Origin of the sequence: Providencia vermicola (assembly GCF_020381325.1) — a bacterium.
Taxonomy (GTDB): Bacteria; Pseudomonadota; Gammaproteobacteria; order Enterobacterales; family Enterobacteriaceae; genus Providencia; species Providencia vermicola.
Genome location: NZ_JAGSPI010000003.1, coordinates 244958 through 256708, shown reverse-complemented (window position 1 = coordinate 256708; position 11751 = coordinate 244958). Strand labels below are relative to the sequence as shown.

Annotated in this window: 11 protein-coding genes; 4 read left to right on the top strand and 7 right to left on the bottom strand. The window is 38.7% G+C overall.

Annotated elements, in window-relative coordinates; all coding sequences use genetic code 11:
* Positions 1 to 541: 541 nt before the first annotated feature.
* Positions 542 to 1141: a YrbL family protein gene (locus tag KDJ85_RS05930; RefSeq protein ID WP_225818867.1), complete on the bottom strand. Its 600-nt coding sequence runs from the start codon at positions 1139 to 1141 to the stop codon at positions 542 to 544.
* A 330-nt stretch (positions 1142 to 1471) separates the two neighbouring features.
* Between KDJ85_RS05930 and KDJ85_RS05925 the strand changes: the two genes are divergently transcribed.
* Positions 1472 to 1816: a fimbrial protein gene (locus KDJ85_RS05925; RefSeq protein ID WP_225818866.1), complete on the top strand. Its 345-nt coding sequence runs from the start codon at positions 1472 to 1474 to the stop codon at positions 1814 to 1816.
* A 115-nt stretch (positions 1817 to 1931) separates the two neighbouring features.
* Here the strand turns inward: KDJ85_RS05925 and yeiP are convergent, their stop codons facing one another.
* The 3 genes from yeiP to KDJ85_RS05910 all read right to left on the bottom strand — a co-directional run bounded on the left by yeiP (position 1932) and on the right by KDJ85_RS05910 (position 4496).
* Positions 1932 to 2504, bottom strand: coding sequence for an elongation factor P-like protein YeiP (gene yeiP / locus KDJ85_RS05920; protein ID WP_225818865.1), 573 nt, complete (start codon positions 2502 to 2504; stop codon positions 1932 to 1934).
* 158 nt (positions 2505 to 2662) lie between these two features.
* Entirely contained in the window at positions 2663 to 3907 is a 1245-nt protein-coding gene (gene mtr / locus KDJ85_RS05915; RefSeq protein ID WP_225818864.1) for a tryptophan permease, read from the bottom strand.
* 151 nt (positions 3908 to 4058) lie between these two features.
* The gene (locus KDJ85_RS05910; RefSeq protein WP_225818863.1) at positions 4059 to 4496 is read right to left on the bottom strand and encodes a nucleotide triphosphate diphosphatase NUDT15; all 438 of its coding nucleotides are present in this window, start codon (positions 4494 to 4496) and stop codon (positions 4059 to 4061) included.
* A gap of 165 nt (positions 4497 to 4661) precedes the next feature.
* Between KDJ85_RS05910 and fruK the strand changes: the two genes are divergently transcribed.
* Positions 4662 to 5597: a 1-phosphofructokinase gene (gene fruK / locus KDJ85_RS05905; RefSeq protein WP_206083006.1), complete on the top strand. Its 936-nt coding sequence runs from the start codon at positions 4662 to 4664 to the stop codon at positions 5595 to 5597.
* A gap of 61 nt (positions 5598 to 5658) precedes the next feature.
* Here fruK and nfo read toward each other — a convergent pair whose 3' ends face one another.
* Positions 5659 to 6510: a deoxyribonuclease IV gene (nfo, locus tag KDJ85_RS05900; protein ID WP_225818862.1), complete on the bottom strand. Its 852-nt coding sequence runs from the start codon at positions 6508 to 6510 to the stop codon at positions 5659 to 5661.
* Positions 6511 to 6607: 97 nt separating this feature from the next.
* On the bottom strand, positions 6608 to 7687 hold the full coding sequence (locus KDJ85_RS05895) for a YeiH family protein (RefSeq protein ID WP_225818861.1): 1080 nt from the start codon (positions 7685 to 7687) through the stop codon (positions 6608 to 6610).
* Positions 7688 to 7878: 191 nt separating this feature from the next.
* Between KDJ85_RS05895 and yieE the strand changes: the two genes are divergently transcribed.
* Positions 7879 to 8742, top strand: coding sequence for a DNA-binding transcriptional regulator YeiE (yieE, locus tag KDJ85_RS05890; protein ID WP_225818860.1), 864 nt, complete (start codon positions 7879 to 7881; stop codon positions 8740 to 8742).
* A gap of 407 nt (positions 8743 to 9149) precedes the next feature.
* Here yieE and KDJ85_RS05885 read toward each other — a convergent pair whose 3' ends face one another.
* Positions 9150 to 9476, bottom strand: coding sequence for an MliC family protein (locus KDJ85_RS05885; protein ID WP_225818859.1), 327 nt, complete (start codon positions 9474 to 9476; stop codon positions 9150 to 9152).
* Positions 9477 to 10065: 589 nt separating this feature from the next.
* On the opposite strand from KDJ85_RS05885, the gene KDJ85_RS05880 reads away from it, so the two are divergent.
* Positions 10066 to 11556, top strand: a complete 1491-nt coding sequence (locus KDJ85_RS05880) for an amino acid permease (protein ID WP_225818858.1) — start codon at positions 10066 to 10068, stop codon at positions 11554 to 11556.
* Positions 11557 to 11751 lie beyond the last annotated feature (195 nt).

Here is an 11751-nt window from a genome sequence, read left to right as displayed (position 1 = left end):
TAATTCAGTTATTGCTTGAAGTTAGTACCGTAACAGCCCGAATACCAAACCTTTAAGAGCATACATAAACAAAACCGAAATGGCGAGTTAATAGGGGGATAATTTACAAAACATTAGATAAAAGTGCATATGTGCCATTGAGTTATGTGATTTCTGTCATATGTAGCGTATTTTTGCGTATAATTGCGCCGATTATTGATAATGAAATATGATCTTTCTCACATTTATTATTACTTTATTTCAGTTTATTTACGTAATAAGCTTTTTTTTGCACTTCAAATGTAAAGAAGTTTAAATTTACGCAAGGCGAGCTCAAATTTTAGCGGGTGTAAGCAGCTAAATTTTGACGGCTAATACTTTTCTTGGTGGTTAAATAGGCGAGTTTAAGTAAGAGATGCAATAACCACTGTTTATTTATCAGTATTTATTGAGGATGAGGGCTTAAACAATAAAGGAATAATATATAATCACTCCTTTATTGCGGGGAGGAATAAAATTATCGAATAAAAATTAAATAAAAAAGATAATGAAAAATGGATATTTATAATTTGACATGGAACTCTTTGTATAGCCGTTTTTCAAAATCTGCAAAGCGGCGGTCTAACGTTGAACGTGCAATTGTGGATGAAAAATAATCGAGAGGGATTAAATTAGATGACCCAAGGTTATCGATAATTAAAAATTGTCCATGTGGTTTATAGCCTAATTGATAAACGATATTATAGGTTTTTAGCGCCATGGTGGCGATTGCTTCTTTATAAATAGATTTTTTAAATTGAGCATAAGCAATTTTCATATTTTTTTGATGTTTTAAGTAGGCATTTTTATTTTTTAGATAATAATCTAAAGTATGCGATACATTCCCTGTTTTATCCTTAATTAATTGAAATACATAGCCTAGCCCAAGATTGGTTTCTTGTGTGCCAAAATAGTGGGACACTGTTGTTGCTTGGTATTTCTTTCTGTAAAGGCGCTTATAGTAGCGTACTTCTCTGAGTGTTTCTTTATCATCGCGGCCTTTTAGGTGAATCTTAATACAGAGCTCATCATAATCTGGGTGCTGGTAGCAGGCTCGTTGACGTCCAGAAGCTATTAAGTCAGTCGGTAATAAATTAATTTTGTAGTTGAGTTTTTCATTCATATCTAATAACGCTATTTTTGATACATCGAATACAAATAAATAGAAAAAACGCTAATTTCGACGAAGATTACTATATTTTCGTCTTATTTTAATAGACTTAATTTTATATGTGTTGCAATACGTGTGGTGATTAAAAGTGTGATCCAGTCTAATAATTATATATTGAATATCATCCAATATTAAAAATAAAAAACTACGACCATAAGTGAAATCTCTAGCTGTTCATTAGGAATAAGATGTCGTCCTCATTCAGTTGAACTGAATTATTCATTTTTAGAGTAAATAAATTACTAAAAATGACGATAACTTAATTTTAAGAGGAAAATTCTTATGAATGGCTTAGTAAAAAAAACAATATTCACATTTTTAGCAGCGGCTACATTAATGACCAGTATCTCAGCATTCGCTTCACACAACAGTGGCCAACAACGTTCTAATACTGCGGTTATTCGTTTTACAGGTTCGATTGTTGCGGCTCCGTGTATCATTGGCACCAACCAAAATGTTGTCGAAACAAAGTGTTGGAGTGACTCAGGAAAAGAAAAAACACAATCTGTTGATATTTCCAAGTTAAAAGCAACAGAACAACTATTACCAAATTTAAAGGGCACACAGCAGTTCAATTGGATTAATAAAGAAAAAACAATGGGTATTTACACTATTAAGTATGATTAATGACAATAAATAAAATAAGGAAGTAGTAGGCTAGGAGAGTGTGATGTTAAATAAAAATGTATGCCTATGAGTATGTTGCCCATAGGCATAAACATATTATTTTATCGATATAAGATTAATCACAACGTCCCATATAGCGGCGTTCAGGGATATGAATACGAATTTTTTCACCACTGGTGAGATATTCAGGAACTTGAACGGTTAACCCCGTCGGCATCAAAGCGGGTTTAGTACGCGCACTGGCGGAAGCACCCTTGATTCCTGGTGTTGTTTCAACAATAACCATATCAACAGTTTGTGGTAATTCTAAGGCTAAAACTTGCCCATCCATTGTTAGAACTTGCATGCCTGGTAACCCTTCTTCAGGGATAAACAGCAGTTCATCTTCAATATCTGCTTTTTTGAAAATATATGGCGTGTAGTCTTCGTTATCCATGAAAACATATTCATCACCATCAATATAAGAAAAGCTGACACCACGGCGAGTTAACGAAATCGTTTCTAAAATATCATCGCCTTTAAAGCGTTCTTCAACTTTCTGGCCCGTTTTGATATCTGTAAAGCGCATTTTGTATAAAGTACTGGCACCACGAGCGCTAGGTGCTTGAATATCAATATCTTTAACGAGTAGTAACTTGCCATTGTAGTTGATTGCTAAACCACGTTTGATTTCGTTGGCCTTGGCCATAAATAACCTTCTTTGGTATTGTCAAAAAGAGTGCGACAAAATTACTCGCACAAACGGGATTAGGCAAGATGTTGAGGTCAATTTTCAGTGAAAATTTTTTTGAAAAATAGCTGATGGGAAATAATATAGCCCCGTAGGGCTATATTAAGAACGGCAAATTAGTAAATAGGGAGTAGACCCGCTAAGGACATGATGTGCGCAACGGCGTTGATCAAACCAAATAAAATAACAAAACCGATAATAAACATGCCACCAGGTGCTTTATAGCTATTATTTGGGTAACGTCTACGGCTTGCTTTTGCCATCAATGCAGGGACAATCACTGCCCAAATTGTAGCCGCTAATCCAGCAAATCCAATAGCATAAATAAAGCCATTAGGAAAAATGAGTGCTAAAACGGTTGGTGGCATAAAGGTGACTAAAATAGATTTCAGTCGGCCTTGCTTATCATCAGAGAATTTAAAAAAGTCAGCAATAAAATCAAATAAACCTAATGACACGCCTAAGAAAGAACTCGCTAAAGCCATATAAGAAAACAGGTTCAAAAATTGGGAAATAAAGCTGCTTTGTGTAGAAATATTCATCTGAGTCAGTAGTGCATCAATATTGTTACCATTTTCTCTGATTTCAATGAATGAAGAGCGTGGAATGTTTCCTTGAATCGCATACTGCCATAAGATGTAAATAACAACAGTAATGATGGCACCGTAAGTTAAGCTTTTCACTACACTACGACTGTCTTTATTATAATATTTCACCAGCCCAGGCACGTTACCATGGTAACCAAATGACGTTAATAAATAAGGCAGCGCAGCTAAGGCATAAGGTAGATATTGTGTTTCGTTTTGCTCTACTTGGTTAAATAAAATTGCAGGCGAAGCCGTTGAGATCATCCCACCAATTGACATGATAAAGGTAATAACCATCCCACCAATTAGAATGGTACTTAACCTATCCACTGCACGGGTAGATAACCAAACAAAGAATGCAACGACAAACGCAAAAACTAACCCCGCTCCAGCTTGTGGAATTTGAATATGTTCTGCTAAGTTTGCGGTAATAATTGAACTGCCCGCAGAAATATAAGCGTAAGTTAGAATATACAAGACGAAAGTCACCGATAAGCTGTTAATGGTGTTCCAACCCGTGCCGAGTAAATCTTTTACCATGGTGTGAAAACTAGCACCCGCTGGGTAATTCATATTTGCTTCTAAAATCATTAGCCCAGAAAGTAACATACAAATAAAGGTATAAATTAACAGGATAACTGAGCCTGAAAACCATACGCCAGAAGTCACCATTGGAATTGAAAACATGCCTGCACCAACAGCGGTACCTGCAATGATCATAGCTCCTCCTAATATAGAAGGGCTTTTTGGTTGTGTTGTCCCATTAACGGCCATGGTGGCTCCTAATAAATTGTTTCACTGTACTAGCTAAATGATACGGTAGTGGCAACGTATTGTAAATAACGAAAATAAAATAAAATGAATAGTTTGAAAGGGATGGTGAATAAACATACAAATTAATCTAATTTGTATGTTTTCTGGGGGGTTAAATAGATTGGTTGTAAAAGCGCTGATTTAGCCAAAGATTGATTGCGTTACGACTTGCCTCAAAATGTGGTTCAGGCAGGGAGTTAGGAGAAACCCACATGAGGCTTTCACATTTATCGGCTTCCATGATTTGCGGTTGTTTATCTCCGTTATATTCAACATGCATGCAAATGGAAACGGTATGTTTACCTTCTTGTTGATAGGTTTGTAAGTTATTGCTGATACCAAATACAGAAGGTGTGGTGATATCAATGCCAATCTCTTCCTTTATTTCCCGAATAGCACAGGCTTCGAATGTTTCACCGGGATCGACATGACCACCAAAAATAGACCAATAGGGTGCATGTTTGCTGCTACGTTTACCTAGTAAAATCTGCCCTTGTTTATTGGTGATGATGACACCGACGCCAACGACGACGTTAATTGACTGAGACATATTTTCTCCCCATTATTTTCATTTTTAGCGTGGGAATTTTGCCATGGAGTATGAGAAAAACAAGCAGGAAAAAGTATAAATAGCACTGAAAACAACACGTTTTAATGTTATAACTATGGCATACATCTAATGATATGATAATCATGATAAGGGAGATTAGTGGTTATGACTCGCCGGGTTGCTACAATTACATTAAATCCTGCTTACGACCTTGTAGGGTTGTGCTCGTCTATTGAAGTGGGTGAAGTTAACTTAGTCAAAACCGCTAGCCTGAATGCCGGAGGGAAAGGCGTCAACGTGGCGAAAGTGCTGCGTGATCTGGGCATTGATATTACTGTTAGTGGTTTTATGGGAAAAGACAATCAAGAAGAATTTCAACATTTTTTCAGTGAAAATGGTATGGCAAACCGTTTCAGTATGGTGCCTGGGCGCACGCGTATTAATGTAAAGCTCACTGAAAATGATGGGAAATCAACAGATTTTAATTTTTCTGGCTTTGATGTAAGTAAAGAAGACTGGAACCGTTTTTCAACTGAATCACTAAATTGGTTAGGCCACTTTGATATGGTCGTGGTGAGTGGAAGCCTACCTAATGGGATTGACCCTGAGGAATTTACCCGTTGGATGACTCGCTTGCGCCAATTGTGTCCATGTATCATTTTTGACAGTAGCCGTGAGGCATTAAAAGCGGGCTTAAAGTCTTCTCCTTGGTTGGTAAAACCTAATCGCCATGAATTAGAAAGTTGGGTGGGCCGCAAACTGCCTGATTTAAAAGATGTAATTGCTGCGGCTCATGAGCTAAGAGATAAAGGCATTTCTCACGTTGTCATATCATTGGGAGAAGAAGGGGCATTATGGGTTAATGCTTCGGGCTCTTGGTTAGCTAAGCCGCCTCATTGTGAGGTCATCAGCACGGTAGGGGCAGGCGATTCGATGGTTGCTGGCCTGGCTTATGGGCTACTCAATGGTGAATCAAGTGAGCACACATTGCGGATGGCAACCGCAATTTCAGCGTTATCAGTTTCACAAGCAGATGTCGGTTTAAAGAACCGCAGTAAGTTAGCTGATATGATGGCTAAGATTGAAATGAAGTCGTTGTAATTTTTGAATATTTGAAAAGAAACCCCGCGTTATTCACGTGGGGTTTTTCAATAGGACTCTATCAATGTGAGCTATTTTGCTGGGATTTCAGCCATGCTATTTCTTGTGGCCAGATATCTGGGTTGATCGTTTCTAATATCAGCGGGATCCCATCAAAACGGCTGTCTTGCATAATATACGTGAATGGCACAAAACCAATATTACCTTCACCCAAGCTGTGGTGGCGATCAACGCGGCTGGCAAATTCGCTTTTAGCATCGTTCAGATGCATGCCTTTTAAAAATTCAAACCCCACAATCTCTGAAAACTGCGTAAATGTTTTATCGCAATCTTCAATCGTGCGTAAATCATAACCGGCGGCAAAGGCATGGCAGGTATCAATACACACACCCACACGGTTTTTATCTTTTACGCCTTCGATAATTTTTGCGAGGTGTGTAAAATCAAAGCCTAAGTTAGTCCCTTGCCCTGCGGTATTTTCAATGACAGCAGTGACACCTTCGGTTTCGGCTAACGCAATATTAATTGACTCAGCAATGCGTGCTAAGCAATCATCCACCTCAATTTGTTTTAAATGGCTGCCTGGGTGGAAATTCAATAAATCAATGCCAAGCTGTTCACAACGCTGCATTTCATCAATAAAGGCAGCTCGTGATTTTTCTAACGCTTCAAATTCAGGATGGCCGAGATTAATTAAATAACTGTCGTGGGGCAGAATTTGGTGTTTACCATAGCCGTATTTTGCACAGTTTGCTTTAAATTTTTGGATAACCTCTTCACTCAATGGTGCCGCTTTCCATTGACGTTGGTTTTTAGTGAATAATGCGAATGCCGTTGCATTAATCTCATGGGCGCGAATAACGGCTTGATCAACGCCGCCAGAGGCGCTGACGTGTGCTCCAACATATTTCATTTTTGACTCCTTTTTATGGAAGTATGCCATTAATAAGCGCATAAATGAAATCAACAAAAAAGCCGCTTAATAAAGCGGCTAAAGTCGGAGGCACACATTAAAAGATATTTTGTATCAGCAGATTAATTAATAAACCACCAATGATTAACCAAGCAAATAAAATCAGTGCCATTAATAATGGTTTAATACCTGCTTGTCGAATTGCGCTTACATGGGTGGTTAAACCTAATGCCACCATGGCCATAGCAAGTAAAACCGTATCTAACGCAATGATTTGTTGGACTAATGCTTGTGGTAGTAAATGTAATGAGTTAAACCCTGCCACTAAGATAAAGAACACTGCGAACCAAGGGATGGTAATTTTGCTTTTTTCTGTTGAATTGCCGCTTTTGGCTGCTGCTTTGCGGCTTAAAAATGCAGATAAAATAATTAAGAATGGTGCAAGCATCATAACTCTAATCATTTTTGCGATAACTGACGCATTTTCTGCATCAGTCCCAATAGTATGACCCGCGGCAACCACTTGCGCGACTTCATGCACTGTTGAGCCAATATAAATGCCGAATGTTTCTTGGTTCGCAGGGAACCAACCAAAGTGTGTATTTAATTGGTAAATCCAAGGGTAAACAAAGATACAAATTGTGCCGAAAATGACGACAGTAGAAACCGCAACAGCGACTTTACTAGCTGACGCTTTCACAACAGGCTCTGTTGCCATAACCGCTGCTGCACCGCAAATACTGCTGCCTGCGCCTATCAAAATGGTTGTTTCATCATCTAAACCAAAAACTTTCTTTCCTAGCCAGTAGGCTAATAAGAAGGTAGATGTTAGGGTCAATGCATCAATAAGAACGCCAGTGGCACCGACATCAGTAATTTGTTGGAATGTTAAACGAAAGCCATAAAGGATGATCCCTGCACGTAAAAAATAGTGTTTGGCGAATTTGACTCCGGTATCACAAGATTTACTTGCTGTTGGGTAAAAGGTGTTACCTACAACAATCCCTAATAAAATGGCGAGTGTTAACGCACCCAGACCGATATCCATAAACCATGATTGGTCACCAAGGTAGATGGCGATAGCCGTTAAAATACCTGCTAATAAGAGCCCTGGTAATAATTTCAAAACAGGGTGAAAGCTATTTTGATTTAGGGTGTGAATGTCGCTTTTATCCATGATAATGCTCTTTATTGCTGCTTATATGATTTGGTAATAAGCATATAATGAAAAGCATAATAATTTAAATTGATTGTTTGTATATAATCTATCAAAAAAAGTGATTATAAGTTTCTTCTGGAATATTGCTAATAAATCATTAATATTAACAATATTATTACAACGACTAAAAACACGTTGGGGCGACCTTTATGCGAATAACACTTAGGCAACTTGAGGTTTTTACAGAAGTATTGAAAAGTGGCTCCACGACGCAGGCATCTCAATTATTAGCGCTGTCTCAATCTGCGGTCAGCGCGTCGCTAACGGATTTAGAAGGTCAACTTGGCGTTCAGCTTTTTGACCGTGTAGGTAAACGACTTGTTACAAACGAGCATGGAAGACTTCTTTATCCCAAAGCATTAGCTTTATTAGAGCAAGGGGCAGAAGTTGAGCAATTATTCAAGAAAGAGATGGGCGCAGTGCGCTTGGCTGCGAGTACCACTATTGGTAACTACATGTTGCCAGAGATTTTAGCGGGTTACCGCCATGACCATCCTGATATCCCTCTAGAGCTTTTTATTAGTAATACTGAAGAAGTTATTAAAGCGGTAATGGAATTTCGAGCGGATGTGGGGCTCATCGAAGGGGTTTGTCATAGCCCTGAATTGATTTCGAAGCCTTGGTTAAAAGATGAACTGGTTGTCTTTGCTTCACCGCAAAACCCATTAGCAAACAAAAAGGTGTCATTAAAAGAACTTAGAGATGCACCATGGATTTTACGTGAGCGCGGTTCAGGAACGCGAGACGTGCTTGACCAATTGCTATTTGCGCACCTACCAGGTTTCCATATCTTAATGGAACTGGGCAATTCAGAAGCAATTAAACATGCAGTGCGTTTTGGGATGGGAATTAGCTGTTTATCAAGAAGGGTGATAGCTGAGCAACTAGAAAATGGTACCCTAGTTGAACTTAAAGTAGATGAACTTCAATTAGAAAGAACGTTGTATTTGATTTATCACCGTCAAAAGCATCTTTCGAATGCGATTACTAATCTTCTAGCCTACTGTAATTAAAAATCCTCGTCATCTTTTAGCGTGTCGCGTTGTTGGCTGCAATCGACTACCCAAGTCACATACTTATGTATGCTCCTCGGGTAGTCTCATTTACCGCCTAGCGACACACTAAAAGCTATAGAGGATTAGAGTGAATGTATACGGCTTCAATTTTGAATTCTTCTGGATATCGTTTGCTGCTCATAACCACCTCTTTTGTCTAACTAAAAGGTGTCTATCAAGTCGGTCGCTATTCAATCGACTACCCAAGTCACATACTTATGTATGCTCCTCGAGTAGTCTCATTTGCTGCCTAGCGACCCGCTAAAAGCGATAGAGGGTTAGAGTGGATGTATACGGTTTACTGCAATCGACGATTAAAAAAGGCCGCACTGGGCGGAGCAGCCTTTAAAATGAATAATTAAATTTTATTTAACCAGCTTACAAGTACGCCCCTTGTCATCTGTAGCTCTTCCATTTACCGCGTCATCTTCTGAGATTGTTGCTAGGTTAAACTCATTTTTTCCTTGCGACCACAGTTGAAAGTTTTCACCAACGTATCTAGCGCCGCTAGCTGAAACGGCTTCTTTTAAAACAATAAGCTCGTCGCTGTAATACATAACAGCTAACTGTTCATTTGGGAAAGACACTCTAATTTTTTGTCCTTCACAGTTGTATGTGTCAGTTTTTGCTGCTAATGCAGGTTGAACCATAAAAATGGAAGCTAATGTTATAATTGGTAGAAATTTACTCATGGTATTCTCCATAATAAAAATGCAAGTAATACGTCAATCAGATTACATTCATATATGGAACTTCATAATCAGACTACTCTGCAAAAGTGTACGAGGATATCGCTTAAAATAGGTTATTCGTAATAAACGAGCAGAATGAAATTTAGGGCTATTTAGGGTTATACAGTGTAAAAACAAAAGGTTACTTTAAATAGAATTTACGGCAAATATCACATTTATGCATGTCGACTTTTTCATCATACCGTTTGCTTATAGAGTTAAATGAAAACAAGGATGTTTTCCTCACAACACTAAATGTAATATCAATTGCGTGGTGATTTTCTGGAAGGTTTGACTAGTAGATGTCGTAGAATATTGGTTGTTTTACAATCAATGGGAGAAGTGCTTTCCTAAATAACTAATTGTTAAATAAAAGGTTATAGATTCAAAAGTCATCATTATGCTGAGTTTTTTTGCGATAACGCGTTTTACTTATAATTCTGTGTGAATTATGAAGGTATCTTATAACAGTAAAGAGTTGCTTAGTTCTCACAGCCTATTTTGCTAGAATTCACTCGATATTGGCTGAATAATAAAATACAGGGAACAAATGTCAGAACAACATACCAATACTATCACGCAAGACCGACCACAAAAGTTGCGCCGTGAATTAAAAGCGCGTCACCTTGCGATGATTGCTATCGGTGGCTCTATCGGTACCGGTTTATTTGTGGCATCGGGTGCAACCGTTGCACAAGCAGGCCCCGGAGGGGCACTACTCTCTTATGCCATCATCGGCTTAATGGTCTATTTCTTAATGACTAGCTTGGGCGAATTAGCTGCCTATATGCCAGTTTCAGGCTCATTCGCTACTTATGGCGCAAAATATGTTGATGAAGGTTTTGGTTTCGCATTAGGTTGGAACTACTGGTACAACTGGGCGGTAACCATCGCCGTTGACCTCGTTGCAGCACAATTGGTGATGACCTATTGGTTCCCTGATACGCCAGGTTGGATCTGGAGCGCCATCTTCCTTGCTATCATTTTCTTATTGAACTTCATTTCGGTTAAAGGTTTTGGTGAAGCCGAATATTGGTTCTCTCTGATCAAAGTCACCACAGTAATTATTTTTATCGTTGTGGGCGTATTAATGATTTTTGGCATCATGAATGGGGCCGAAAACGCAGGTTGGCATAACTGGGAAATCGGTGATGCACCATTTGCAGGTGGTTTTTCCGCCATGATCGGTGTCGCAATGATTGTCGGGTTCTCCTTCCAAGGTACTGAGTTAATTGGTATTGCAGCGGGTGAGTCAAAAGACCCTGCTAAAAATATTCCTAAAGCGGTGCGTAAAGTATTCTGGCGTATATTGTTGTTCTATATCTTTGCCATCTTAATTATTAGTTTGATCATTCCTTATACTGATCCTAACTTGTTGCGTAATGATGTTAAAGACATCAGTGTCAGTCCATTTACCTTAGTATTTGAAAATGCAGGGTTGTTATCAGCGGCAGCAGTGATGAATGCGGTTATCTTAACTGCGGTATTGTCTGCGGGTAACTCAGGTATGTATGCATCAACCCGTATGTTGTATACCTTAGCGCGAGAAGGCAAAGCGCCGCGCATTTTTGCTCGGTTATCAAAAGGTGGCGTACCACGTTATGCATTATTAGCCACGACGGTCGTTGCGGGGCTGTGCTTCTTAAGTTCCATGTTTGGTAATCAAACAGTCTACTTATGGTTATTGAATACCTCAGGGATGACAGGGTTCATTGCATGGTTAGGGATTGCCATTAGCCATTACCGCTTCCGTAAAGGGTATATCGCACAAGGTAAAGACCTCAATGACTTGCCATATCGTTCTGGTTTCTTCCCAATTGGGCCAATTTTTGCCTTTATTTTGTGTTTAACAATCACACTGGGCCAGAACTACCAAGCCTTCTTAGAAGATAATATTGATTGGATTGGTGTTACAGCGACGTATATTGGTCTCCCACTCTTTTTAGCCATTTGGTTTGGTTACAAAATTGCCAAGAAAACAACCTTTATTCGCTATAAAGATATGAGTTTTCCAAGCTACCGCGAGAATTTAAATAAATAATCGGTCATTATTTATGAGTTGAATAACAGCATCCTTTATAGGGTGCTGTTTTTTTGTATATAGCGTAATAAATCCACGATTTGCCCGTTAGTTCATCTAAATGTTTTGCTTTTCGAGGTGGCTCACACAATTCCATTCACTATACCCATTATTAAATCAATAATCGTATTGATAAGTATTCTTATTTGCTTTATT

Coding starts and splice junctions, on each gene's coding strand:
- yeiP (WP_225818865.1), bottom strand. CDS start 2,504: ATGGCCAAGGCCAACGAAATCAAACGTGGTTTAGCAATCAACTACAAT.
- fruK (WP_206083006.1), top strand. CDS start 4,662: ATGACTCGCCGGGTTGCTACAATTACATTAAATCCTGCTTACGACCTT.
- yieE (WP_225818860.1), top strand. CDS start 7,879: ATGCGAATAACACTTAGGCAACTTGAGGTTTTTACAGAAGTATTGAAA.
- KDJ85_RS05895 (WP_225818861.1), bottom strand. CDS start 7,687: ATGGATAAAAGCGACATTCACACCCTAAATCAAAATAGCTTTCACCCT.
- KDJ85_RS05930 (WP_225818867.1), bottom strand. CDS start 1,141: ATGAATGAAAAACTCAACTACAAAATTAATTTATTACCGACTGACTTA.
- KDJ85_RS05925 (WP_225818866.1), top strand. CDS start 1,472: ATGAATGGCTTAGTAAAAAAAACAATATTCACATTTTTAGCAGCGGCT.
- nfo (WP_225818862.1), bottom strand. CDS start 6,510: ATGAAATATGTTGGAGCACACGTCAGCGCCTCTGGCGGCGTTGATCAA.
- KDJ85_RS05880 (WP_225818858.1), top strand. CDS start 10,066: ATGTCAGAACAACATACCAATACTATCACGCAAGACCGACCACAAAAG.
- KDJ85_RS05910 (WP_225818863.1), bottom strand. CDS start 4,496: ATGTCTCAGTCAATTAACGTCGTCGTTGGCGTCGGTGTCATCATCACC.
- mtr (WP_225818864.1), bottom strand. CDS start 3,907: ATGGCCGTTAATGGGACAACACAACCAAAAAGCCCTTCTATATTAGGA.
- KDJ85_RS05885 (WP_225818859.1), bottom strand. CDS start 9,476: ATGAGTAAATTTCTACCAATTATAACATTAGCTTCCATTTTTATGGTT.